22 protein-coding genes and 1 pseudogene are annotated in these 22,858 nt (G+C 69.0%); 10 read left to right on the forward strand and 13 right to left on the reverse strand.

Annotated elements, in window-relative coordinates; all coding sequences use genetic code 11:
- Positions 1–115 precede the first annotated feature (115 nt).
- Positions 116–364 (forward strand): annotated as a pseudogene (locus tag ACLARN_RS30955) (HNH endonuclease signature motif containing protein); the annotation flags it as partial.
- A gap of 93 nt (positions 365–457) precedes the next feature.
- Here ACLARN_RS30955 and ACLARN_RS30960 read toward each other — a convergent pair.
- Complete coding sequence (locus ACLARN_RS30960; RefSeq protein WP_409495008.1) at positions 458–1,576, reverse strand: FAD-dependent oxidoreductase; 1,119 nt, start codon at positions 1,574–1,576, stop codon at positions 458–460.
- 81 nt (positions 1,577–1,657) lie between these two features.
- Between ACLARN_RS30960 and ACLARN_RS30965 the strand changes: the two genes are divergently transcribed.
- The gene (locus tag ACLARN_RS30965; protein ID WP_409495009.1) at positions 1,658–2,221 is read left to right on the forward strand and encodes a TetR/AcrR family transcriptional regulator; all 564 of its coding nucleotides are present in this window, start codon (positions 1,658–1,660) and stop codon (positions 2,219–2,221) included.
- On the opposite strand, the gene ACLARN_RS30970 is transcribed toward ACLARN_RS30965, so the two are convergent.
- From ACLARN_RS30970 to ACLARN_RS30990, 5 genes are read right to left on the reverse strand one after another with little or no spacing between them, the layout of a single operon-like run.
- A complete protein-coding gene (locus tag ACLARN_RS30970; RefSeq protein WP_409495010.1) occupies positions 2,218–3,219 on the reverse strand; it encodes a TerC/Alx family metal homeostasis membrane protein in 1,002 nt (333 codons plus the stop codon). The genes ACLARN_RS30965 and ACLARN_RS30970 overlap by 4 nt on opposite strands.
- A gap of 39 nt (positions 3,220–3,258) precedes the next feature.
- Positions 3,259–4,173, reverse strand: a complete 915-nt coding sequence (locus tag ACLARN_RS30975; RefSeq protein WP_409495011.1) for a LysR family transcriptional regulator — start codon at positions 4,171–4,173, stop codon at positions 3,259–3,261.
- Positions 4,170–5,351, reverse strand: coding sequence for a glycine C-acetyltransferase (locus tag ACLARN_RS30980; protein WP_409495108.1), 1,182 nt, complete (start codon positions 5,349–5,351; stop codon positions 4,170–4,172). The genes ACLARN_RS30975 and ACLARN_RS30980 overlap by 4 nt, the downstream gene beginning before the upstream one ends.
- Positions 5,351–6,382, reverse strand: coding sequence for an L-threonine 3-dehydrogenase (tdh, locus tag ACLARN_RS30985; RefSeq protein WP_409495012.1), 1,032 nt, complete (start codon positions 6,380–6,382; stop codon positions 5,351–5,353). Before tdh ends, ACLARN_RS30980 begins: the two co-directional genes overlap by 1 nt.
- 59 nt (positions 6,383–6,441) lie before the next feature.
- Positions 6,442–7,227 (reverse strand): TetR/AcrR family transcriptional regulator, encoded by a 786-nt coding sequence (locus tag ACLARN_RS30990; RefSeq protein ID WP_409495013.1) that lies wholly within the window; start codon positions 7,225–7,227, stop codon positions 6,442–6,444.
- Between the two features lie 60 nt (positions 7,228–7,287).
- Between ACLARN_RS30990 and ACLARN_RS30995 the strand changes: the two genes are divergently transcribed.
- Positions 7,288–8,070 (forward strand): ABC transporter ATP-binding protein, encoded by a 783-nt coding sequence (locus tag ACLARN_RS30995; RefSeq protein ID WP_409495014.1) that lies wholly within the window; start codon positions 7,288–7,290, stop codon positions 8,068–8,070.
- On the forward strand, positions 8,067–8,843 hold the full coding sequence (locus tag ACLARN_RS31000) for an ABC transporter permease (protein ID WP_409495015.1): 777 nt from the start codon (positions 8,067–8,069) through the stop codon (positions 8,841–8,843). The genes ACLARN_RS30995 and ACLARN_RS31000 overlap by 4 nt, the downstream gene beginning before the upstream one ends.
- Here ACLARN_RS31000 and ACLARN_RS31005 read toward each other — a convergent pair.
- Positions 8,815–9,540 (reverse strand): GNAT family N-acetyltransferase, encoded by a 726-nt coding sequence (locus ACLARN_RS31005; protein ID WP_409495016.1) that lies wholly within the window; start codon positions 9,538–9,540, stop codon positions 8,815–8,817. The two genes, ACLARN_RS31000 and ACLARN_RS31005, sit on opposite strands and share 29 nt — an antisense overlap.
- Before the next feature lie 120 nt (positions 9,541–9,660).
- Here ACLARN_RS31005 and ACLARN_RS31010 point away from each other — a divergent pair, with 120 nt between their 5' ends.
- The gene (locus ACLARN_RS31010; protein WP_409495017.1) at positions 9,661–10,419 is read left to right on the forward strand and encodes a zf-HC2 domain-containing protein; all 759 of its coding nucleotides are present in this window, start codon (positions 9,661–9,663) and stop codon (positions 10,417–10,419) included.
- Positions 10,420–10,425: 6 nt separating this feature from the next.
- Here ACLARN_RS31010 and ACLARN_RS31015 read toward each other — a convergent pair whose 3' ends face one another.
- On the reverse strand, positions 10,426–12,165 hold the full coding sequence (locus tag ACLARN_RS31015; protein WP_409495018.1) for an ABC transporter ATP-binding protein: 1,740 nt from the start codon (positions 12,163–12,165) through the stop codon (positions 10,426–10,428).
- A gap of 75 nt (positions 12,166–12,240) precedes the next feature.
- Here ACLARN_RS31015 and ACLARN_RS31020 point away from each other — a divergent pair, with 75 nt between their 5' ends.
- The gene (locus ACLARN_RS31020) at positions 12,241–12,810 is read left to right on the forward strand and encodes a TetR/AcrR family transcriptional regulator (protein ID WP_409495019.1); all 570 of its coding nucleotides are present in this window, start codon (positions 12,241–12,243) and stop codon (positions 12,808–12,810) included.
- Between the two features lie 80 nt (positions 12,811–12,890).
- Positions 12,891–13,778 carry a CPBP family intramembrane glutamic endopeptidase gene (locus ACLARN_RS31025; protein WP_409495109.1) on the forward strand — a complete coding sequence of 296 codons (888 nt, stop codon included), beginning with the start codon at positions 12,891–12,893 and terminating at the stop codon, positions 13,776–13,778.
- A 295-nt stretch (positions 13,779–14,073) separates the two neighbouring features.
- Here the strand turns inward: ACLARN_RS31025 and ACLARN_RS31030 are convergent, their stop codons facing one another.
- On the reverse strand, positions 14,074–15,123 hold the full coding sequence (locus ACLARN_RS31030; protein WP_409495020.1) for an NAD(P)-dependent alcohol dehydrogenase: 1,050 nt from the start codon (positions 15,121–15,123) through the stop codon (positions 14,074–14,076).
- 88 nt (positions 15,124–15,211) lie between these two features.
- Between ACLARN_RS31030 and ACLARN_RS31035 the strand changes: the two genes are divergently transcribed.
- A complete protein-coding gene (locus ACLARN_RS31035) occupies positions 15,212–15,814 on the forward strand; it encodes a TetR/AcrR family transcriptional regulator (protein WP_409495021.1) in 603 nt (200 codons plus the stop codon).
- A gap of 89 nt (positions 15,815–15,903) precedes the next feature.
- Positions 15,904–17,265, forward strand: a complete 1,362-nt coding sequence (locus ACLARN_RS31040; RefSeq protein WP_409495022.1) for an MFS transporter — start codon at positions 15,904–15,906, stop codon at positions 17,263–17,265.
- 47 nt (positions 17,266–17,312) lie between these two features.
- Here ACLARN_RS31040 and ACLARN_RS31045 read toward each other — a convergent pair whose 3' ends face one another.
- From ACLARN_RS31045 to ACLARN_RS31055, 3 genes are all read right to left on the reverse strand, one after another.
- On the reverse strand, positions 17,313–17,768 hold the full coding sequence (locus ACLARN_RS31045) for an ATP-binding protein (protein WP_409495023.1): 456 nt from the start codon (positions 17,766–17,768) through the stop codon (positions 17,313–17,315).
- Positions 17,769–17,866: 98 nt separating this feature from the next.
- A complete protein-coding gene (locus tag ACLARN_RS31050) occupies positions 17,867–18,478 on the reverse strand; it encodes a TetR/AcrR family transcriptional regulator (protein WP_409495024.1) in 612 nt (203 codons plus the stop codon).
- A gap of 6 nt (positions 18,479–18,484) precedes the next feature.
- Positions 18,485–19,324: a class I SAM-dependent methyltransferase gene (locus ACLARN_RS31055; RefSeq protein WP_409495025.1), complete on the reverse strand. Its 840-nt coding sequence runs from the start codon at positions 19,322–19,324 to the stop codon at positions 18,485–18,487.
- 219 nt (positions 19,325–19,543) lie between these two features.
- On the opposite strand from ACLARN_RS31055, the gene ACLARN_RS31060 reads away from it, so the two are divergent.
- Positions 19,544–19,984 carry a hypothetical protein gene (locus ACLARN_RS31060; RefSeq protein WP_409495026.1) on the forward strand — a complete coding sequence of 147 codons (441 nt, stop codon included), beginning with the start codon at positions 19,544–19,546 and terminating at the stop codon, positions 19,982–19,984.
- Here ACLARN_RS31060 and ACLARN_RS31065 read toward each other — a convergent pair.
- The gene (locus tag ACLARN_RS31065; protein WP_409495027.1) at positions 19,956–22,838 is read right to left on the reverse strand and encodes an AfsR/SARP family transcriptional regulator; all 2,883 of its coding nucleotides are present in this window, start codon (positions 22,836–22,838) and stop codon (positions 19,956–19,958) included. The genes ACLARN_RS31060 and ACLARN_RS31065 overlap by 29 nt on opposite strands.
- Positions 22,839–22,858 lie beyond the last annotated feature (20 nt).

The raw sequence follows: 22,858 nt of genomic DNA on the forward strand, positions 1-22,858 counted from the left end.
CAGCCCAACAAGCATAACTACATGGAGAGCCCGTTGCGGCGAGAGTCGCACGGCGGGTTCGGCGGGCGGCCTCTGGGAAACGCACCCGAGGAAACTCGGGCGGCGCGCCCAGGGCCGACCCATCTGCGACCGCCCCGCGCAGGCGTGCGAACTCGATCACTCGATCCCCTGGCAGTTCCAGGGCGAAACCAGCGTGGCCGACCTGGTCACCTACTGCACCCGGGACCACCGGCTCAAGGACGAGCCCGGCTGGGTCTATCACCTCGCCCCCGATGGGACGCTGAGGATCACGACACCGACCGGGCTGACGCACGTCAGCGAGCCACCGCCGCTGCATGAGCCGCGGCCGGAACCTCCGCTCTGAGCCCGCAGTGGGGATGAGTCTGGCCTCTGGCCATCGCCGTCGTCGAGATCTGGCATTGCGACGCCACCGCCCCCAAACGGCCAGAGCCAGGACCTACCTGGGCGTGGTCGCCCTCTCCGCCGGCTCCGACGAGAACGGCAAGTAGCCTTCGTCCGAGGGAGCGTCGAGCAGGCCCTCGGCGCCGTTCTCCAACAACCGGGCCATCTCCGCCGATCGGGGAAGCATCGTCTTCTCGTAGGCGGCGACGGCCTCGCCGACCGTGGTGGAGCCTGCCAACGCGAGGGCGAGTTCGGCCGCGTCGAGCATGGCCAGATTGGCGCCGACACCGAGTGGCGGCATCAGGTGGGCGGCGTCGCCGAGCAAGGTCACCGTCGGCCGGTGCTCCCACGTGTGCGGGACGGGCAGGACGAACAGCGGGCGATCGACGTACGGGCCGTCGTTGTCGGTGATCATCCGCACCATCGGCGGCGACCACGCCGAGAACGCGTCGAGCAGCCGGGTACGGATCTCCGCGGTGTCACTGGGACCTACCCAGTCCGCGGGCAAGCGCTGGACGATGTAGACCCGGATCTGATCGCCGCTGTTGCGCTGGGCGAACAGGCAGCGCTCGCCGTCGGCGGCCATGGCGCCGCCCTGTCCCACGAGCGCGGCGATGTCGGGATGCGCGGTGTCGACGTCCTCGAACCACGCCTCCAGGAAGGTGATTCCGGAGTACTGCGGAACTGCCGCGGACACCGCCGGGCGCACCCGTGACCACGCGCCGTCGGCGCCGATGACCAGGTCCGTCTCGACGGTCGTCCCGTCGGCGAAGTTCAGCTCCCCGGAACCACCCACGCCCACCAGGGTCCGGCCCCACCGCACGGTGCCCGGCTCCAGCGAGTCGAGCAGCATCCCCCGCAGCAGCCCCCGATCGATCTCCGGCTTGAACAGCTCACCTTCGGCCGGGACGTGGTGTTCCAGGATCCGCCCGGCCGTATCCAGCTTGCGCATCTCCTGTCCTTCCGGCCGCGCCAGCGCGAAGAACTCGTCGAGCAGACCGGCTTCACGCAGGGCGAGCTGCCCGTCGTCCGCGTGCAGGTCGAGGGTGCCGCCCTGGTCACGCGCCTGAGGGTGCGGGTCGCGGTCGTAGACCGTCACGGAGATGCCGTGCTTCTGAAGGATGCGGGCGCAGGTGAGGCCACCGGGGCCCGCTCCGACGATGCTGATTCTCATACCACCAGAAAAGCAGAACGAGTGAAAAAGTGCAACGAGTCAACTTAGTGACTGTGACAACACATGCGGTAGAGTGCGCTCATGGAGACACCGGGACGGCGTGAACGCAAGAAGGCGGCGACCCGCCAAGCGCTCGCGGACGCCGCGCTGAAACTGTTCCTGGAGCGGGGCTTCGACCAGGTGAGCATCCGGGACATCGCCGAAGCGGCGGACGTCTCGACCACGACGTTGTTCAAGCACTTCCCCGGCAAGGAAGCGCTGGTCTTCGACGAGGCTCAGGACCGCGAGGCGAATCTGATCGCCGCGGTGCGGCAACGCCCGGAAGGGCAGAGCGTCGTCGAGGCGTTGCGCGAGTACGTGCTCGCTACCTGGCTCCCGATCACAGAGCATCCCCAGTACCCCGAATTCACCGCGCTGGTGAACAGCACCCCCGCACTGCAGGAGTACGGCGAGCGCATGTGGACTCGGCACGCCGTGGCCCTCGGCGTCGCCATCGCCGACGACACCGGTGTCGGTCACGACGATGCCGCCTGCCGCGCGCTCGCGCGGTTCGTCTTGGACATCCCGGCGCTCACGCGTGGAACGCCGGATCCCCGGAAGGGTGTCGAGGAGATCTTCGACCTCCTCGCCCACGGCTGGCGCTAGTCCTCTTCGGCCGGGGGACGTGAGGCGCGCAGCGAGCCCGGATGCGCTTTGGCGGTGGGATCGTTGCGGGTTTTGAGCAGGCTCGCCACCGTCACCACGACGAGAATGCCGATGATCACCGCGAGGCTGACCGGCGTCGAGATCTCCGGGACACTCTCATCGATGTCGACGTGAGCCCAGTGCAGGATCAGCTTGATCCCGATGAACCCGAGGATCACCGCGAGCCCCGCCGACAGGTACACCAGGCGATCGAGCAGGCCCTTCACGAGGAAGTACAGCGCGCGCAAGCCAAGCAGGGCGAAGGCGTTGGCGGCGAAGACCAGGTACGGCTCGTCGGTGACGCCGAAGACGGCCGGGATCGAGTCCAGCGCGAACAGCAGGTCGATCCCGCCGATCGCGAGCAGCACCACCACCAGCGGCGTGCCCACCCGCTTCCCTTCGAGACGGGTGAACAGCTTGCCGCCGTCGTACTCCTTCGACAACGGCAGCAGGCGGCGCGCGGTCCGCACCACCACGTTGTTCTCGACGTCCGGATCCTCGTCGCGGTGCCGGAACAACTGGACCCCGGTGTAGATCAGCAGCAACCCGAACAGCAGGAACATGAAGGAGAACAACGAAAGCAGCGTGGCGCCGAGCGCGATGAAGATCGCGCGCATGACCAGCGCGACGACGATGCCGAACGTGAGCACCTTGTGCTGGTGTTCCTCGGGTACCGCGAAGGTGCTCATGATGATCACGAAGACGAAGAGGTTGTCGACCGACAGGCTCTTCTCCACGATGTAACCCGCGAAGTACTGCTGCCCGAAGTCTCCGCCGTGCGCCAGCGTCAGCCAGACACCGAACGCCACCGCGACCAGGATGTAGCCGATCGACCAGGCCACCGCTTCACCGAAGCCGACCTTGTGCGGCCGCACGGCCGCGATGATCAGGTCGAGTGCCAACAGCGCGAGCACCAGTCCGATCGTGACGATCCAGGTGAGGCCATCGATCTGGAGCATCCGCGCCCTGTCTTTCTTTCGACGGCAGGTACCCGGATCCTAAAGGTGGTTCTCCTCGCCCGCATTCGCATGACCCGGCGACGCTTCGAGCAGTTCCGCGAGGACGGTCTTGAGCAACGGGTGGTCCGCGCTCCCTCGCCGGACAGCGGCGAACACGCGGCGCAGCGGCGGCTCGCCACGCAACGGGACGGCGACCGCGCCGGGAACGGCGGTGAAAGCGTTGCGCGGCACCAAGGCCACGCCCTCGCCCGCGGCGACCAGGGTGGTGATCGCGTGGAAATCGTCGGAGACGTGCCGGATCTCCGGGTTGGCACAGACGATCATCAGCACGTCGCGGCACGGGTTTCCCGGTTTCGGCGCGATCCAGTCGTCGTCGGCGAGCTCGTCGATGTCCACATCGGACGATCCGGCCAGCCGGTGCGCGGTGGGCAGCACGACGTCGAACGGCTCCACGTACAACGGGAACCGGGTGAGCCTGCTTTCATCCGTTCGTGGCGAGAGCCGGTACTCCTCGGTGATCGCGAGATCGATCTCGCCGTCGAGCAGCAGCGGGATGCTCGCGTGCCCTTCGACGTCCTGCACCAGCACCGAAACACCGGGCGAACCGGCACGCAGCGCGGCGATCGCCGGCGCGACCACCATAGTGATCGCCGAGGCGAAGCTCGCCAGCCGCACCTGCCCCTGGACACCGGAATCGAGCGCGGCCAGCGTGGCCTGCGCCCGTTCCAGTTCGGCGGCGACGGCGTTGGCGTGCACCACCATCAGTTCACCCGCGGGGGTCAGTGAGACCCGGCGGCCCCACCGCCTCAACAGCTGCTGGCCGCACTCGGCTTCGAGGGCGGCCAGCTGCTGGGAGACGGCGGACGGCGTCAGGTGCAGCGCCTGGCCCGCCGCCGTCACGGTGCCGTGGTCGGCGAGAGCGCGCAGTACCCGCAACCGTCGCGGATCGATCATTCGTCCATCATGGACCTTGCTGTCACGAAGGCGTCGACCGCACGGTTGACGTCGTCGGTCGAATGCGCCGCCGACATCTGCGTCCGAATCCGGGCCTTACCGTGCGGCACCACCGGATACGAGAAACCGACCACGTAGATGCCCTGGTCGAGCAGCAGATCGGCCATCTTGCCCGCCTTGGCGGCGTCGCCGATCATCACCGGGATGATCGGGTGCTCACCCGGGAGCAGGTCGAACCCCGCCTCGGTCATGCGCCGCCGGAACAGCTCGGTGTTGGCGCGCAGTTTGCCCAGCAGCTCGCTCGACTGGTCCAGCAGGTCCAGCGTGGCGAGCGCGGCGGCGGTGATCGACGGCGCGAGCGAGTTCGAGAACAGGTACGGCCGGGAACGCTGCCGCAGCATCTCGACGATCTCCGCGCGGCCCGAGGTGTAGCCGCCACTCGCCCCGCCGAGCGCCTTGCCGAGGGTGCCGGTGAGCACGTCGACCTTGTCCCGCACGCCGAATAGCTCCGGTGTGCCGCGACCGGTCGGGCCGGTGAAACCGACGGCGTGCGAGTCGTCGACCATCACCAGCGCGTCGTAGCGCTCGGCCAGCGCGCAGATCTCGTCGAGCGGCGCGAGGTAGCCGTCCATCGAGAACACGCCGTCGGTGGCGATCATCCGGTAACGCGCACCGGACGCCTCCTTGAGCCGTGCCTCCAGGTCCGCGACGTCGCGGTTGCGGTAGCGCATCCGCTTCGCCTTGCACAACCGGACGCCGTCGATGATCGACGCGTGGTTGAGCTCGTCGGAGATGATGACGTCCTGATCGGTCAGCAGCGTCTCGAACAACCCGGCGTTGGCGTCGAAGCAGGAGCTGTAGAGGATCGTGTCCTCGGTGCCGAGGAACTCCGAGAGCTTCGCCTCGAGTTCCTTGTGCGGCTGCTGGGTCCCGCAGATGAACCGGACCGACGCCATGCCGAAGCCCCAGCGGTCCAGCGCCTTCTGCGCGGCCTTGACCAGCACGGGGTGGTCGGCGAGGCCGAGGTAGTTGTTCGCGCAGAAGTTGAGGACGTCTCCGCCCGCGACACTGACCGAAGCCTTTTGCGGTCCCTGGATCACCCGCTCGCCCTTGTACAGCCCGGCTTCCCGGATTTCGGCGAGCCCGGCCTTGAGGTCGTCGCGCATCGCGCCGTACATCAGTTCTCCGTCCAATCCAGAATGACCTTGCCGCAACGGCCTTCCCTCGCCGTCGCGAACGCCTTCGCGTGATCCTTGTACCCGAACCGGTGCGTGATCACCGGCGAGATGTCCAGCCCGGCCTGCAGCAGCACGGACATCGAATACCAGGTCTCGAACATCTCGCGCCCGTAGATCCCCTTGATCTGGATCATCTTCAGCACGACGGCGGCGATGTCCACCGAGACCTCGGAGGCGGGCAGGCCGAGCAGCGCGACGCGGCCGCCGTGGGACATGTTCGCGATCATGTCGCGCAACGCCTCGGGCCGTCCGCTCATCTCCATACCGACGTCGAAGCCCTCGGCCATGCCGAGCCGTTCCTGCGCGTCGGCGATGGTCGCCGACGAGACGTCCAGCGCCAGGTCGACGCCGACCTTGCGGGCCAGTTCCAGTCGGTGCTCGCTGACGTCGGTGACGACGACGTTGCGCGCGCCAGCGTGGCGCGCGATGGCGGCGGCCATGATGCCGATCGGCCCGGCGCCGGTCACCAGTACGTCCTCGCCGATGACTGGGAACGACAGCGCGGTGTGCACGGCGTTGCCGAGCGGGTCGAAGATCGCCGCGATGTCGAGGTCGACCTTGGTGCGGTGCACCCAGGCGTTCATCTCGGGCAGCACGGCGTACTGCGCGAACGCGCCGTCGGTGTGCACGCCGAGGCCCTTGGTCCTGGCGCACAGGTGACGCCGCCCGGCCTTGCAGTTGCGGCAGCTTCCGCAGACCAGGTGCCCCTCACCGCTGACCAGGTCGCCCACCTTGACGGTGGTCACCGACCGGCCGATCTCGACCACCTCGCCGACGAACTCGTGCCCGATGACCAGTGGCGCGGCGATGGTGCGCGCCGCCCAGTCGTCCCACGAGTCGATGTGCAGGTCGGTGCCGCAGATACCCGCGCGCAGCACGCGGATGGCGACGTCGCCGGGGCCGACGGCCGGATCCGGCACGTCGGTGAGCTCAAGCCCTGGTGCTCGGTCGGCTTTGACCAATGCCTTCATGGCGCGAAGTCTGGCCCCCGAGGCCTGTGCAGTCCATCGCGAGTTTCTGAAATCCCTCGTTAGCGTGTCTTCACAAGCGGCCCGCCCCGCTCGCCGATCAGCGTGGCCACTCCTTCGAGTAATCGGGCCAGACCGAAGGCGTAAGCGTGCTCAGGATTATGGGCTGCCTGGTGCGCTTCCCCCGCCGACCGACCGACGCGCGCCGCGAGCGGGAACCTGGCCGGATCGAAGACTTCGGCGAGCAAGGGACCGACCTTTTCCCACCATTGCTCGTCGTTCATCCCGGTACGGCGAACGGCGCGATCGACTTCGATCCGCCGCCGGGCGACCCCCTCCACGTGGTCGTGCACCAGCGTGATGACCGAGTCCATCTCGACATCGGTGAGGCCGAGGCCCTCGACCACTGCCAGTTCGCGTTCGTACTTCGCGATCGAGTGCGGCCCGAGCGGCGGGCGCCCGGTGAACACCTGCAGCACCCACGGATGACGCAGGCAGAGGTTCCAGTTCACCTTCGCGACCTCACGCAGGCCGTCCTCCCAGCCCTGGTCTCCGGGTTCGCCCAGTTCCGCCACCGCTTCCTCGTAAACCCTGTCGAGCATCGCTTCGAGGAGTTCCTCCCGCGAGGCGATGTAGGTGTAGAGCGACATCGTGCCGACGCCCAGCGATTCGGCGACCCTGCGCATCGACAGCGTGGCGACATCCTGGTCGCCGTCGGCGAGTCCGACCGCCGCGGCGACGACCTGCTCGGTGGTCAACGTGTGTTTCGGCCCGCGCCGCGGGAGCTTCCGTGTGCCCCACAACGTGGCGATCGTGCGCGCCGGATCGCCGCCGTTGATCTCCGTCATGGCGCCATCATAGAAGACTTACTCCGTAACCCGTACGAAGTTTGTGCTACTCTATTCCGTATGCCATACGAAGAAGCGACACTCGAAGCCGTCGACCTGCGAAAACGGTACCGGGAGAAGGTGGCGCTGGACGGGTTCAGCCTTCGCGTCGAAGCGGGCACGGTGTGCGGCCTGCTCGGGCCGAACGGGGCGGGGAAGACCACCGCCGTGCGAATCCTGAGCACCCTGCTCCGCCCCGACGGCGGCCGGGCGTGGGTGGCGGGCCACGACGTGCTCGCGGACCCCAAGGCGGTGCGCTACCGCATCGGCCTGGTCGGGCAGAACGCCTCGGTGGACGAGATCCTGACCGGCCGTCAGAACCTCGTGCTGTTCGGCAAGCTCCACCATCTGAAGGCCGCCGCGGCGAAACGCCGGGCGGACGAACTCCTCGAACGGTTCGACCTCACCGAAGCGGCGGGCAAACCCGTCGCCGCGTACTCGGGCGGGATGCGACGACGGCTGGACCTGGCCGCCGGCCTGATCCTCTCGCCGCCGGTGCTATTCCTCGACGAACCGACCACCGGGCTGGATCCGCGCGCCCGCATCGAGGTCTGGGCGTCGATCAAGGATCTGGTCGGCTCCGGCACGACGGTGCTGCTGACCACCCAGTACCTCGAAGAAGCCGATCAACTCGCCGACCGGATCGCCGTCATCGACGCGGGCCGGGTCGTCGCCGCCGGGACCCCCGACGAACTCAAGGCGAAGGTGGGCCCGGACCGGGTCGAGACCGTCACCCGCAAACCCACGCTCGACGAGGTCTTCCTGCACCTCACCGGACACGCCACCACAGAGGAGCCGTCTTGACCGCGATTTCCGACGCCACCGCGCTCACCGGCCGGATCCTGCTGCACTGGCGGCAGCGACCCGGCTCGATACTGGTCGGGTTGCTGTTCCCCGTCCTGATGGTGCTGATGTTCGGCTACCTCTTCGGCGGGGCGATGGCCGTCCCCGACGGCGAGTACCTGGACTTCCTCATCCCCGGCATGCTCACGATGACCATGCTGTTCGGGCTGGAGGCCATGGTCGTGGCCGTCACGACGGACGCCGCGAAGGGCGTCACCGAACGGATTCGCGCCATGCCGGTCGCCACGACGGCGATCCTCGCCGGGCGCAGCGCGGCCGATCTGCTCAACGCCGTCGTCGGTCTCGCCGTCATGGTCGTGACCGGGCTGCTGGTGGGCTGGGTACCGGAACGCGGCTTCCTGCCGACGCTGGCCGCGTTCGGATTGCTGCTGTGGCTGCGGTTCGCCTTCACCTGGGTGGGCATCTACCTCGGTCTGCTGCTGAAGACACCGGAGTCGGCCGTCGCCGTGCAGATCCTGGTCTGGCCGGTGGGCTTCCTCTCCAGCGTGTTCGTCTCGCCGGTGACGATGCCTGGCTGGCTCGGCGCGATCAGCACGTGGAACCCCCTGTCCGCCACCGCGACCGCGATCCGGGACCTGTTCGGCAATCCCACTTGGGGCGCGACCGACTGGGCGAGCACGCATTCGGTCACGTTGGCGTTGCTCTGGCCCGCCGTGCTCACCGCGATCTTCCTGCCGCTCGCGGCTAGGCAGTACCGCGCGCTGGGCCGGTGAGCGCGGACGCCGGGGCGACGGCGGCTCCCGGAACACGGACCGTGACGAAGTCCGGCCGCGGCACTAGTTCGAAGCCGATCGACCGGTACAGACGGATGGCCGAGGTGTTCGACGCCGCCGCGTGCATCATCGGGCGGTGACCGCGGGCGCGGATTCCCACCGCCACCGCGCGGACGAGCCGGGTCGCCAGTCCCTGGCCGCGATACGCGGGGTCGGTGCAGACGGCGCTGATCTCGGTCCAGCCGGGCGGGCGCAGCCGCTCGCCCGCCATCGCGATCAGCGCGCCATCGCGCCGGATTCCCAGGTATGTCCCCAATTCGATGGTCCGCTGCCGGAACGGTCCCGGTTTGGTCCGCTCGACGAGGTCCAGTATCTCCGGCACGTCCTCAGGCCCCAACAGGACGGCTTCGGGATCTTCGGCGACTTCGAGCGCGACGTCGACCAGCCGGACCCCGGCGATCCTGTCGAGGACTTCCCAGTCCGCCGGTACCGGCAGGGAGTTGTGGACGGTGACCGTCTCGCCGGGGCCTGACAGTGCCGCGACGTCGTCCCAGACGTCGCCGTCCGGTTCCGGTGGCAGGGCGAGGAAAGGAGCGACATCGACCTGGTAGCGCAGCACTTGGCCGGACCGTTCGGCGAAGTGCGCGTGCGGACCGGTCAGCGATGCCCAGACGGGATCGTCGAGAGGGGTGACCATGACGGCTGCGACGCCACCGACCGGACTTTCATTCCCGCTCCCACATCCTGAACACAGCTCGCGGACCGGGTGACATCGTGGTCGTCGCGATCCGCCGTTCGGCGGGTTACGGTGACCCGGATGAGGGACGACGTCGAGCCGGACGCAGCGGACGCGGCGCTGCTCGACGCCTTCCGTGCCGGTGACATCGCAGCCGGCGAAGCGCTGTTCCGGCGGCACGCCGAACCGCTCCGGCGGCTCGCGGCGGGCTGGGTCGCCGAGCCCGCCGAACGGGACGACCTCGTGGCCGAGGCCTTCGTGCGCGTCCTGGGTGTCATCCGCGCCGGGGGCGGTCCCCGGGAGAACCTGCGCCCTTATCTCGTGGTCACCATGCGGAACCTGGTGGCCAAATGGAGCCACCACCACAAGCGGGTCGAGTTGTACGGCACGACCCCGGCGACCGAAGAGGACACCGGAGCCGTGGGCGCGGAGGAACTCCTCATCCTCCGCTCGAACGCCCGCCTGGCGTGGGCCGCTTACTGCGCGCTGCCCGGGCGCTGGCGGACCGTGTTGTGGCGGACCGAGGCCGAAGGTGACTCGCCGAAGGTGGTGGCCCCGTTGCTGGGGGTGTCCCCCAACGGCGCCTCCGTCCTCGCCCTGCGGGCCCGCGAAGGCCTGCGCCAAGCCTTCTTGCAGGCGCAGGTCCCCGAAGCGGGAACGCCGTGCTGCCAGGAAGCGCGGCGCCGGATGGGCGCGTGGCTCCGCGGCGGGGTGCCCGGCCGCCGGGCGAACCTGATCACCGCGCATCTGGCGGGCTGCGAACCCTGCCGGACCGTCGCCACCCGGCTCGACGAGGTGAACCGCGAGATGCCGCCGGGAGTACGCGCCGTCTCCGCCTGAGGCGGATCAGCCGGGGACGGGAGCGCCCTCCCCCGCGATCCGCAGGGCCTCCACCAGTTCCCGGTACAGGGTGTCGGTGGCGAGCAGCTGGTCGTGACTGCCGCTGGCCCGCACCCGGCCGCCCTCCATCACCACGATGGTGTCCGCGTCGATGACCGTCGACAGCCGGTGCGCCACGGTGACCACGGCGCCCTCGCGGGCCCGCCGCCGGATGCAGTCGTGGATCGCGCTCTCGGTCCGGCCGTCCACCTGCGCGGTCGCCTCGTCGAGCAAGACCACGTCCGGCGTGCGCAGGATCGCCCTCGCCAGCGCGATCCGCTGGCGTTCCCCGCCGGAGACCGACGTCGACGACAGCGGTGTGTCCAGGCCGTCGTCGAGTGCGGCGATCTTGTCGCTCAGCCTGACTTCGCCGAGTGCCCGCAGCACCTCCTCCTCGGTCGCGTCCGGATGGGTGAAGAGCAGGTTCTCCCGGATCGTGCCCGGCACGATCGGCGTCTCCTGTTCGACGTAGGCCAGCCGCGTCCGCACGTCCGCGTACGGCAGGTCCGCGTACTCACGCCCGTCCAGCAGCAGCGAACCCGACTGCGGCTGGACGAACCGCATGATCAGCGACAGCATCGTGGTCTTGCCCGCGCCGGACGGCCCGACGATCGCGGTGTGCCCGCGTCTCGGGATCTTCAGCGAGACGTCCCGCAGTGCCGGATCGCCGCCGTAGCCCGCGGTGACCCCGCGCAGTTCGAGCACCGGCCCGCCCTGATCCACAGCCGATTCCGGCGTCGTGGGCGTCTTGTCCTCTTCGACCTCCAGCGCGTCCATTTCCCGGATCCGCCCGGCGGCGGCGATCCCCGCCTGCAACGCGGTCATGTTCTGGCTCAGTTCGGTGATCGGCTCCATCAGCGCGAACGCGTACAACAGGAACGCGATCAGGCTCGACACCTCGAGCAGGCCAGCGTCGACCCGCCAGGCACCGAGACCGAGGATGACCAGGATCGCGCCCTGGATGCCCGACCACGCCACCACCCACGCGATGGCCTGCCGCCGCACCGCGCGGACGCCGTGGACGGCGGCCGCCTCCGCGTCGACCAGGATCCGGTCGGATTGACGGCCTTCGGCACGGCTGGCCTTCACCGTGCGGATCGCCCGCAGCGCGCCTTCCAGCACGCCGCCGAGCTTGCCGACCCGGTCCTGCGCCTTCTCCTGTTCCTTCGCGATGGCGGGCATGAGCCAGGCGAACAGCGCGACCACCACGACCACGGCCGCGACCGTGGTCCCCAGCAGCACCGGGTCGAGCACGCTCATCAGCACCAAGGTGCCGATGAGCATCACCACCCCGTTGATCAGGCCGATCACGCTGGACGACGCCGCCTCGCGCAGCAGCACCGTGTCCGAGGTGACGCGAGTGACCAGTTCCCCCGTCGGCCGTTTCGTGATGGCCGGGATCGTCGCGCGGAAGAAGCGCCGCACCATCGATTCCCGCGCCTTCAGCACCACCCGCTCGCCGACCGTGCCGAGCAGGATCCATTGCGTCAGCCAGATCACCGAGCCCACCAGCATCAGGCCGAGCAGCGCCAGCACGGGTCCGGCCAGCGACGTCGACGACCCGAGCGAGTCGAGCACCCATTTCGTGACCATGGGCGTGGCGAGACCGGTCGCGGAGCCGAGCAGGGCGAGTACCAGGCCGATCGCGAGTGCCCCCTTGTGTGGCCGCGCGAACGACCACAGCACCTTCAATCGTGGAGTATCCATGGTTCCCAATGGAACACTCGTGTTCTAAAATCGTCAAGCGAGTTCCATATCGGAGAGCGAGGTACGGTACCGGCCATGAGTGAGGGTGTGGTCACCGAGACGGGTGTCCGGGCGAGGACCCGGCGCGCGATCCTGGACGCGGCCATCGAGAAGCTGACGAAGCAACCGAGCGCGACGCTCGCCGACATCGCGGCGGCCGCGGACGTCGGGCGGACCACGGTGCACCGCTACTTCCCGGAGCGGTCGGACCTCATCGACGCCGTCAGCCTCGACGCTCTCGACAAGATCTCCCAGAGCACCGAACGAGCCCGGATCGACGACGGCCCGGTCCCGGCCGCACTGGCGAGGCTGTGCCAGGAGTACTTCGAGCACGCCGACGTCTTCCAGTTGCTGTTCACGATGCCGGATCTGATGACCCGCCCCGAATGGAAAGAGGAGAGCGAGGACGACCGCGTCCTGCTCGGGCTCATCGAACGCGGGCACCGCGAAGGGACGATCGACCCGGCGATGACGAAGGAATGGTTGCTGCAACTGCTGTGGAGCCTGCTCTACACAGCTTGGGAGATGGTCCAGGAGAAGACGCCGAAGCACGAAGCGCTCACGTTGTGCATGCGCAGCCTGGAAAAAGTCATCGCGGTCGACTGAGGCTGTACGGAAGGGACGACCTGATGTCGTCCGAAAGGATGACGCGAGCACGCGCCCGCTTCGATGATCCTTTCCCGGTGATGGAAAAAACCGGCACCCGCCCGGGTGCTGCCTGGGGAATCGTCATCGGTGGGGTCGTGGTGTTCGCCGCCGCCCCCGCACTGCTGCTGGCGACCGGGCACGACACGATCAAGCCGTCCGCGGATTCGGACAAGGGGCTTTCCCTCGCGGGCGCCCTGATTCCCGCACTGGCCGGGATCCTGCTGATCCGCGGGATCCCGCTCAACGCACCCAGACTGCTCCCCGAGACGACCGACCGGCGCGGACTGAGCAGACAGGCGGCGGCCTTGGCGCTCATCGCCTTCTTGTGGCCACTGGCGTTGTTCCTGGTGTCCGCCGCGGGACATCATGCGCTGGTCCGCGACATCTGGGCACTCGCCAAACCGCTCGTGTTCCTGGTGCTGCCACTGGTTCTCTTGCGAATCCTGCGCGCCTCGGGGGAACGGGATCCGTTCCGGCTCACGTGGCGGCCTCGCCAGACTTGGCAATGGCTCGCACCGATTCCGGCGGTGCTCGTGTTCGGCTGGCTGTCCGTCCTGGGACCGCTCGCGCCGCCGCTTCCCACCGCCGAGGACTATCCCGACCCGGTGGTACTCGCGGTGGGCGCGACGCTGACGTTCTTCACCGCGAACGTGCTCGAAGAGGTCTTCTTCCGCGGCATGCTCCAGACCCGCTTGGAGGCACTTTTCGGTCGCTGGCCAGGAATCCTGCTGGCGTCACTGCTGTTCGCGTGGCTGCACCTGCCGACACACGGTCAGGGAGCACTGCCCCTGACCTTGGGCGCGATCGTTGCCTTCCAAGGGTTCTTCGGCCTGTTCACCGGCTACCTGTGGTCCCGCTACCGCAACCTGTGGGCCCCGATCGCCGCGCACACCGCGATGAACACCTTGCCGCTACTGCTGATGTGACGCGGCGGGGGTCCTCGAAGGGTCAAACGGGTCGTGAGTGGCGGTTCGGGTCAGGGCCAAGCGTCTAGGTACCTACGGCTGGGTCGGGACCCGGGGTCCGTGAAGGCCCCTTCCCTCGGCTCAGCCGAGGAAAGGCGACCTTCACACCTTCCCCAAGTACATGAAGGACCCCTTCCTGTACCTAGGCGCAAGCAAGGGGGCCTTCATGTACTTCCAGGGCGCCGGAACAGAGTGGGTCGTGAGTGGCGATTGGGGCTATAACCCGAATCGCCACTCACGCCCAACCCGCTCCGCTTTACGCGCCGATGGTCGCCGCGTCGATGACGAACCGGTAGCGCACGTCACTGTTCTCGACCCGGTCGTAGGCCACGTTCACCTGGTCGGCCGAGATCGTCTCGATCTCCGCGCCGATCCCGTGCTCGGCGCAGAAGTCGAGCATCTCCTGGGTCTCGGCGATGCCGCCGATCATCGAACCGGCGAGCACCTTGTTCCCGCCGAGCAGTGAGAAGGCGTTGTAGGACAGCGGTTCGCCGGGCGCGCCGACGTTCACCATCGCCCCGCCGACGCGCAGCATGCCGAGGTAGGAGTCGATGGGCAGTGTCGCCGAAACGGTGTTGAGGATCAGGTCGAAGCGGCCGCGCAATGTCTGGAACGTCGACTCGTCACCGGTCGCGTAGTAGTCCTTCGCGCCCAGCTTCAGGCCGTCCTCCTGCTTCTTCAGGCTCTGACTGAGCACGGTCACGTCGGCGCCCATGGCGGCCGCGATCTTGACCGCCATGTGCCCGAGCCCGCCGAGGCCGACGACGGCGACCTTCTTGCCCGGTCCGGCGCCCCAGCGGTTCAGCGGGGAGTAGGTGGTGATGCCCGCGCAGAGCAGCGGGGCGGCGACGTCGAGGCCGATCCCTTCCGGGATCCGGCAGACGAAAGCGTCCTTCACGACGACCTGACGGCTGTAGCCGCCATAGGTGTTCTCGCCGTCGAAGCCGACGCCGTTGTAGGTCTGGACGTTGCCCTTGACGCAGAACTGCTCGGTGCCCGCGAGGCAGTACTCGCACTCGCCACAGGAATCCACCATGCAGCCGACCCCGACGCGGTCGCCGACCTGGTACTTCGTGACACCGGGCCCGACCGCGGCGACGACGCCGGCGATCTCGTGCCCTGGCACCATCGGGAAGATCGCGCTGCCCCAGTCCTCCTTGACCTGATGGATGTCGCTGTGGCAGATCCCCGCGAACGCGATGTCGATCAGCACGTCGTCCGAACGCAGGTCGCGGCGCTCGATCGTCGTCGGCGACAGGGCGGCGCCCGGGGACGGCGCGGCGATGGCGTGCGTGGTCGTCGTCATGAAACCCTCCGAGAAACAGTGAGACCATGTAAGAGGTCACTTACAACGAGCGTAAGAGGGCTCTTACATATTCCGCGACCGGGACGGTGTGATCCACGACATGGGCGGCAAGTACCACCACGGCGACCTCCGCGCCGAACTCGTGCGAGTCTCGCTCGACCTGATCGCCGAACGGGGACTCGCCGCGTTCTCCGTCGCCGAGGTCGCCCGCCGGGCGAAGGTCAGCCCTGGCGCGCCCTACCGGCACTTCGCGGACAAGGAGAGCCTGATGGCGGCCATCGCCGCCACCGTGGCCTGCCGGCTGGCGGACCGGGTGCACGACGCCGTCGAGGCGGAGAGCGACCCGGTCTCGGCACTCGCCGCGGCCGCCGGCGCGTACACGGAGTACCTGATCGAACGCCGCGCCGGGATGAACATCATCTACGCCGACGGCCTCCAGGGCCCGGAGCACTCGACCCTGCACGAGCAGACCCGCCGACTGACCGACCAGTTCGTCATGCTCTGCCTGACCGTCGCCGACCGCCCGCAGGACGGGCTCGAACTGATGGAGCAACTGTTCACCCAGGCACACGGCTACGGCACGTTCTATCTCGACGGCGTCTTCACGAAACAGGGCTATTCCAAGGAAATCGTCGTCCGGAAGTCGACAGAGGCGGCCCGCACCGCCATCGAGGGCCGCACGAAAATGTGACGTGATTCACGTCTGATTTGTCCGATTACCGGGGCTCCCCGCGCCGACAGGATGCGAAGCGCAATCCTTTCGACAGCGAGGAGAAACGCGTGAGCGTCGAGCAAGACATCGGAACGTGGCGGGAACTGGGCCGCCACACGAGTACCGCGGCGGTGTTGGCGGGTGGCGTGCTCGTCGGCGCGATCACCATCTACGTGGCGGCGAGCCTGCTGCCGACAGCGGTGCGGGAGATCGGCGGGCGGGCCCTGTACGCCTGGACCATGACGGCGTTCCTGGTCGCACAGGTCGTCGCGACCATGCTCGTGGGCCGGGCCCTTTCCCGGTGCGGGGACAAGGTTTCCTACCTGATCGGCTTCAGCGTCTTCGCCGCGGGCTCGGTCGTTTGCGCGGTGAGCCCGTCGATGCCGGTGCTCCTGCTCGGCCGCGGGATCCAGGGACTCGGCGCCGGTCTGCTGACCGGTCTCGGCTTCGCCCTGATCCACTCGGCCCTGCCGCCTCGGCTGTGGAGCCGAGGGAGCGCCTTGATCTCCGCGATGTTCGGGGTCGGCAACTTCGCGGGCCCGGCGCTCGGCGGATTCTCGGCACAGTTCGGCTCATGGCGGTCCGCGTTCGTCGTGCTGGCCGTGGCGGCCGCCGTGCTGGCGGTATTCGTCCCGAGGGCGCTCCCCGGCGATGAACAGCCGACGCAGGCGGCGCCGGTACCGGTCGCCTCACTGGCCTTGGTAGTCGGCGCGGCGGGCGCGGTGAGCGTGGCCGGGATCCTGACCGGGGTCGCCGCGATGGCGGCGTTCATCGCGCTGGGTCTCGCGCTCGTGGCCGCGTTCCTCTTGACGGAGAAGCGCGCGACGGCGAGTGTGCTCCCCCGCTCGGTGTATCAGCCTGGTTCGCGGTTGCGGTGGATCTACCTGAGCATCATGGTCCTGGCGTCCGGCGTCGCCGTCGAGACGTTCCTGCCGTTGTTCGGCCAGCAATTGGGCGGCCTCCCGCCCGCGGCGGCCGGATTCTTCGCCGCCGCGCTGTCCTTGGGCTGGTCGGTGAGCCAACTGTTCAGCGCCTCGGCCCATCGGCCGGAGACGATCCGGCGGCTCCTGATCGCCGGGCCCGTCTGCCTCGCCGCCGGATTCGCCCTGCTGGGTCTGTTGCAGAGCGAACAACCGCCGCTGCTCGTCGTTCTCCTTTGGCTGCCCGTGCTCTTCTTCGGTGGCACGGGAATCGGCATCGCGATGCCGCATCTGTCCGTGGCGGCGATGACCTCCGCCCCGGACGGCGAGGGAGGGAAGGCCGCCGCCGCGATCGCCACGATCCTGACGATGTCGACCGCCTTCGGCGCGGCGGTCGCCGGGCTCCTGGTCAACCTGGGCGCACCGTCGGTCGTCACGTCGGCGAGGTGGCTGCTGTTCGGCTTCGCCGCCATCGCCGCCCTCGGCGTCCTTACGGCGCGACGACGGTGAACTCGATCTCGCCGGGGCTCACCGATCCCCGGCGAGATCGCGGGAGTTCAGTGCCGCCGGTCACGCGGGACGCGGACGGCGATCGGGCAGCCGCCGTCGCAGCGGATGTGCGCCCAGACGATCTTCCCGCCGCGCACCGGCTCACGCCGGACACCCCACTGCACCGCCACCCCGTCGACGACGAGCAGTCCGCGTCCGCGCGGATCCTCGATCTGGGAAAGGCGTGCCCGGGGTTGTTCGACGCTGACGTCCGCGACCTCGATGCGGACCGCGCACGGCGAAACGCCACGCCACAGCTGGATGTGGCGTGCACCGCCGCCGTGCACGTAGGCGTTGGCGACGAGTTCCGTCGCCGCCAGCAGGACGTCGTCACGATGGCCTTCCCCGAGGTCGGGAAGGCATCTGACCACCCAGGCACGCATGTCCGGCAACGCACGTGGCGTCGTGGCTCGCAGGTCAAGCACCCAGGTTCCCGGCACCGGATGCTCCGCGATACTGATCATGGAGCCACCCTTCCCGTCACGCGGCCTCGCTGCTGAAGTCGCACAATCGGGTTACCCAGAACGTCCGCCGATCAACCCGTGGCGAACACGACACCGGTTCAGCGGGCCGCGATGCCTTCCAGCAACGCTGTGACCACGGCATCCGCGTCCGGTGAGGTGACCACTTTCGGACCGTGCGGGAACAGGCCGGACAGCACGGTTTCGTGACAGACGCCGACCAGCATCGCCGTCGCCGCCTCGACATCGCCGCTCAGCCTGCCGAGATCCCTTTCCGCGCGAAGGTATCCGGCGAGGCGATCCCGCCAGGTCTCGCCGTCCTCGGCCAGCTCCCCGAACCGCGCGAGCACGGCGGGACGGGCGAGCAGCCCGGCGAACGCGGGCAGGATCTCCTTGTGCAGAGCCAAACCGTAGGCCAGCTGTGTGAGGAGATTGTCCCGCACCGTACCCGAACCGGGCACGGGCAGCTCGCCGAGTTGGTCTTCGACTCCCCGCACGTGCGCCGCCAAGGCGTTGGCCAGCAACTCTTCCTTGTCGGCGAAATGGTTGTACAGCACGCCGTCGGCGACCCCGGCCTCGCGCGCGATGGCCCGCACCGTGAGTTCCGCGGTGCCGTTGGCGGAAATCAGGTTCGCGGCCGTGGCGATCAGGTGCTCGCGCAGGCTCCGGCCGTCTTCGGTGTGGCGCAGAACCGCCGCTTTTCTCGGTGACATCCGGGCTCAGCGTAGTGCGGACGCCGTGACCAGCCACGCAGTGCCACGCAGCCGGACATCGTCAGCGTTTTCGAACGGCTGAAGGGCGGTCGAAAGCGCTTCCCGGGCCGCGTCCGCCGTTCCCTCGTCGACCTGGCCGAGATGGTACTTGACCGGCCCCCAGTCCGCGATGAATCCGGCCGCGTCGGGCACGTCACTCCCCCAGACCTGATCGGCCTCGACGCGCGTGCAGGTGACGTCGCGGAATCCGGCGTCCGTCAGCACCGAGCGAACCCGGGCCGGATCGGCGAACGAGGTCGGCCCGGTTCCGTCCGCACCGGTGGGCGTCGGCAGAAACGGTGCCAGCGCGCCGAAAACGGCACCGAGATCGGTTCCGGCGAGTTCGGTCATGCACAGGAACGCAAGCCTGGCACCCGGCCGCAGCGCGCGGTGCACATTGGCGAAAGCGGCGACCGGATCGGCGAAGAACATCACCGCGAACCGGCTGAGCGCGACGTCGAAAGCGCCTTCCTCGAACGGGAAGACCTGGACGTCACCCTGCTCGAACGTCACGTTCGCGACGCCCTCGGCCTCCGCGCGGGCCCGCGCCGTGGTGAGCATCGGCGCGGACAGGTCGATCCCGGTCGCGCCCCCGAGCGGGGCACGGCCGGCGGCGAGCCGGGTGACCTGGCCGTTCCCGCAGCCGATGTCCAGCACCCGGTCACGTTCGCCGATTTCCGCCGCGTCGAACAGGAATTCGTTGAATCCGCCGTTCACGGCGTCGTAGCGCTCGTCGTGCGCCGCCCAGTGCCGTCCCTCGTAGCCGTTCCACGCTTCCGCCTGAGCGGTGTTGACGATGCCGGACATGCCAGAACCTCCTCCATCATGAACGCATGTTCATGAACACGTGTTCATAATGGCGGAGGCCCAGTCCGGCCGTCAAGCCGTGATGCTCCGGAACCCGCGCGGACGCCCGAAGGGCCCATTCAAAGCACCGCAAGCGTTTCATCCGGATTTCATGGCGTCGCCCTACGGTTCCGGGCACGGATCCGCATCGGCGGACCGGTGGTCCACGAGGAGACGTGCATGAGCCCGGCGAGCCGGACCCCGTACAACATGGTGCTGCCCCGGGACGACCGGCCGAGTCCCGGGGAACGGGACGGGGTCGTCGGCCCTGGCTGGAGCTGGGCGGCGTTCTCCACGCCGTGGGCCGACGGCCGCCCGTCGCCCCGATACCGGTGGACGCTGTTCGAGACCGCCGGCCAGGCCGTCGACGACCTGCGACGTTGCCTGGACGACGGCAATGTCAGCAGGCGCGGCGCCCTGTGCTCGTCCGTACTCCGCAACCGCGGGGCACCGCGGGAACTCGTGCTGTGCGACGCCGCGGACTGGGCGTGCGCCGTCCACGAGGTCCGTGCCGGGATTCACCTGACCGACGCGGGTGACGCCTACTTCGCGCGCTGGCGGGCCAGCATGCAGGGACACCGCTTCACGATCGTCAACGCCGGTGTACCGACTGTCTGGTGAGGTCCAGACCTTCGAGCGCGAGGGCGCGCTGCTGGGAATCGCCGTCGGGTCCGATGGTGGTGAGCACCCATTCGAAGTGTTCCCTCGCGGCCACCGGGTCACCGGCGGCGAGATGGGTGCGGCCGAGCCGGTTGCGGATCTCGGACTCCATTCCGACGACGGTCTCCTCGGTGACCGCCGTCAGTGCCCGCCGCTGGAGTTCGAAGGCCGCGTCGAGATTCCCCAGTTCCAGTTCCGCCGCGCCGAGCCGGGCGAGGCTGGTCGCGGTCAGCAGGCCGTCCGTGGTCTCCTCGGCGAGTTCGACGGACCGCCGGAGGTCCAGCGCGGCTTCGGCGAACCTGCCGATTTCGAGCCGGACGGTGCCGCTGTGACACAGCACCCTCGCCAGCATCCCAGGGCTGCCGATCTCCTCACTCAGATCGCGGGCGCGGCCGAGGTGGACGAGCGCCTCCTCGTGCTCGCCGTCCAGGTAGGCGAGAAAGCCGAGCGCGGACAACGCCCGTTCGGCGAGCCAGCTGTCCCCCACCTCTTCCGCCATGATCATCACCTGCCGCGTCCCGGGGATGGCGAGATCGTGGTGACCGGCGATCAGATCCGCCATGGCCAGCCCGCCAAGAGCCCGCGCCTCCACTCCGCGGTCGCCGGAGGCCTGGCCCGCTCGCAGCGCGTCGTCGAACCAGCCGCGCGCCCGGTCCAGCTGTCCCTGCATGGCGTAGGCGTAGCCGAGGCAGAACCGCAGCGACGAGACCAAGCGTTCGTCATCGACCCGTTCCGCCAGAGGCAACGCGATTTGCAGCGCCGCCCGGGATTCGTGGTAACGCTGCTGGCGCGCAAGATAGTCGACCAGCCCCTCGGCGATCGAGCACGCGACGTCGTCAAGCCCGGCCTCGGCTGCTTGGGTGACCACTTCCGGCAGGTCGCCGACGGCGTCCAGCCAGGCGGAAGCGTCTCGTTGCCCGGTGAACGGTCCGCCGGACTCCAGCGGGAACCGCGCGACGCCCCATTCGCTCGCCCGGCGAGCGGCGCCGAGATACAGCCCGTACACCCGTTTCCGCGCCGACTCGACGACGTCGCCGGGCATCTCCCCGGCCAGCCGTCGCGCGTAGACCGCCACCAGGTCGTGCAGCCGATAGCGGCCGCTCGCCGGTTCCTGCACGAGGCTCGCGTCGACGAGGCTTTCCAGCTGACGCTCGGCCTCGGCGGGCGAGCAGTCCAGCAGCGCGGCGAGGGAGAGCCGGTCGAATTCGGGCGTCGGGGACAGGCCGAGCGCGGCGAACGCGCGTTGCTCTGCAGGCCGCAGCTGTTCGTACGAAAGGCGCAACGCCACCTCGACGCTGCGGTCCTCGGCGGTCAGTTCGCCGAGCCGCCGCTCATCGTCCGACATCCGGTCCACCAGATCCTTGAACGTCCACATCGGACGGTTCTGCAACCGGGCACCCGCGATCCGCAGCGCGAGCGGCAAGCGCCCGCACAACCCGGCCAGCGCGCGGACGGCGAACCGCTCGCCCTCGGCCCTCGGTGCCCCCACGATGCGGCCGAGCAGCCGTTCCGCGGCTTCGAGGCCCAGCGCGCCAAGGGAAACGCGGCGGTCGGCGTCCAAACCGGACAGACGGCGACGGCTGGTCACCAGCACGCGGCTACCCGGTCCGGACGGCAGCAGCGGCCGCACCTGCCCGGCGGACTCGGCGTTGTCGAGCACCAGCAGCAACTTCAGGTGCGCGGTCGCCGCCCGCCACGACGCGGACAGTTCGTCGAGATCGTCCGGCATGGCAACGTCTTCGACGCCGACCGCTCGCAGCAACCGCCGCAACGCGCGTTCCGGTGCCACCGGCTCGCGGCCTTCGGTGTACCCGTGCAGATCCACGAACAACGCACCGTCCGAATAGGACTCACGGAGCCGGTGGGCCGCGCGCACCGCGAGAGTGGTCTTCCCGGCGCCGGGAACGCCGTCGACGGCGTCGACCGAGACCGCCTCCGGATCACCGTCCTCGATGAGCAGCGCGAGTTCCCGGTCCCGGCCGACGAGTTCGCCGTTCGTGGCGGGCAGTTCGTTGCGGACCCGGCGCGGCGCCTCCCGGCGCTGGGTGACGCCGAGCAACGCGTCGTCCCCGCGCAGCACCGCTTCCTGCACCTGCCGCAGTTCCTCGCCCGGCTCGACACCGAGTTGCTCCACCAGCCGCTCGCGGACGTCGGTGAACACCTCCAGCGCCTCCGCCTGCCGCCCACCGCCGTAGAGCGCGCGCATCAGCAGCGCGGCCAGCGGCTCGCTCGGCGGGTCGGCGGACACCAGCGCCGACAGCTCGCCGATCACCTCGTCGAACCGGCCGAGTTTCAGCTGTACCCGCAGTTTCCGGCGCAGCAGCAGGAGTTTGCGCTCTTCCAGCCGTCGCCGCTCGCCCTGGACGAACGCGCCGGGAAGCCCCGTCAGCGGCTCACCGTGGAACAGCCGGAGCGCGTCGGCGAAGGTGTCCACCGCGGTGATGAGGTCCCCTGCCTCCTCGGCGGCGGCCGCGACGACCGCGACCTCCTCCAGCCGCACCACGTCCAGCCGCACCCCACCGCTGGCGAAGCGGTAACCGCCCCGGTCGGACACGATCACCGAGTCCTTCGGCTTCTGCCCGGACGTGTCCAGGCACTGCCGCAGCCGCCGGACGTACACCGGCAGCACATTCGACTCCGGTGGCCGTTCCCAGAGGCCGTCGGTGAGTTCGTAGTGGCTGACGGTCACGTCCGGGCGCAGCAACAGCGCGGCCAGCACGGCCTGCTGCCGGACCGGACCGAGGTCCAGTCGTGTCTCCCCCTGCCAGGCCCGCAACGGGCCGAGTACCTCGAAGCGAAGTCGCGAGTCCGGCATGATCCCCCCTTCGTTTCCCA

Source organism: Amycolatopsis sp. cmx-11-12 (genome assembly GCF_046269425.1).
Taxonomy (GTDB): Bacteria; Actinomycetota; Actinomycetes; order Mycobacteriales; family Pseudonocardiaceae; genus Amycolatopsis.

What these genes read in the sequence shown, in the direction of transcription:
- ACLARN_RS30960 (WP_409495008.1), bottom strand. Translation starts at nt 1,576, where the DNA reads ATGAGAATCAGCATCGTCGGAGCGGGCCCCGGTGGCCTCACCTGCGCC.
- ACLARN_RS30965 (WP_409495009.1), top strand. Translation starts at nt 1,658, where the DNA reads ATGGAGACACCGGGACGGCGTGAACGCAAGAAGGCGGCGACCCGCCAA.
- ACLARN_RS30970 (WP_409495010.1), bottom strand. Translation starts at nt 3,219, where the DNA reads ATGCTCCAGATCGATGGCCTCACCTGGATCGTCACGATCGGACTGGTG.
- ACLARN_RS30975 (WP_409495011.1), bottom strand. Translation starts at nt 4,173, where the DNA reads ATGATCGATCCGCGACGGTTGCGGGTACTGCGCGCTCTCGCCGACCAC.
- ACLARN_RS30980 (WP_409495108.1), bottom strand. Translation starts at nt 5,351, where the DNA reads ATGTACGGCGCGATGCGCGACGACCTCAAGGCCGGGCTCGCCGAAATC.
- tdh (WP_409495012.1), bottom strand. Translation starts at nt 6,382, where the DNA reads ATGAAGGCATTGGTCAAAGCCGACCGAGCACCAGGGCTTGAGCTCACC.
- ACLARN_RS30990 (WP_409495013.1), bottom strand. Translation starts at nt 7,227, where the DNA reads ATGACGGAGATCAACGGCGGCGATCCGGCGCGCACGATCGCCACGTTG.
- ACLARN_RS30995 (WP_409495014.1), top strand. Translation starts at nt 7,288, where the DNA reads ATGCCATACGAAGAAGCGACACTCGAAGCCGTCGACCTGCGAAAACGG.
- ACLARN_RS31005 (WP_409495016.1), bottom strand. Translation starts at nt 9,540, where the DNA reads ATGGTCACCCCTCTCGACGATCCCGTCTGGGCATCGCTGACCGGTCCG.
- ACLARN_RS31010 (WP_409495017.1), top strand. Translation starts at nt 9,661, where the DNA reads ATGAGGGACGACGTCGAGCCGGACGCAGCGGACGCGGCGCTGCTCGAC.
- ACLARN_RS31015 (WP_409495018.1), bottom strand. Translation starts at nt 12,165, where the DNA reads ATGGATACTCCACGATTGAAGGTGCTGTGGTCGTTCGCGCGGCCACAC.
- ACLARN_RS31020 (WP_409495019.1), top strand. Translation starts at nt 12,241, where the DNA reads ATGAGTGAGGGTGTGGTCACCGAGACGGGTGTCCGGGCGAGGACCCGG.
- ACLARN_RS31025 (WP_409495109.1), top strand. Translation starts at nt 12,891, where the DNA reads ATGGAAAAAACCGGCACCCGCCCGGGTGCTGCCTGGGGAATCGTCATC.
- ACLARN_RS31030 (WP_409495020.1), bottom strand. Translation starts at nt 15,123, where the DNA reads ATGACGACGACCACGCACGCCATCGCCGCGCCGTCCCCGGGCGCCGCC.
- ACLARN_RS31045 (WP_409495023.1), bottom strand. Translation starts at nt 17,768, where the DNA reads ATGATCAGTATCGCGGAGCATCCGGTGCCGGGAACCTGGGTGCTTGAC.
- ACLARN_RS31050 (WP_409495024.1), bottom strand. Translation starts at nt 18,478, where the DNA reads ATGTCACCGAGAAAAGCGGCGGTTCTGCGCCACACCGAAGACGGCCGG.
- ACLARN_RS31055 (WP_409495025.1), bottom strand. Translation starts at nt 19,324, where the DNA reads ATGTCCGGCATCGTCAACACCGCTCAGGCGGAAGCGTGGAACGGCTAC.
- ACLARN_RS31060 (WP_409495026.1), top strand. Translation starts at nt 19,544, where the DNA reads ATGAGCCCGGCGAGCCGGACCCCGTACAACATGGTGCTGCCCCGGGAC.
- ACLARN_RS31065 (WP_409495027.1), bottom strand. Translation starts at nt 22,838, where the DNA reads ATGCCGGACTCGCGACTTCGCTTCGAGGTACTCGGCCCGTTGCGGGCC.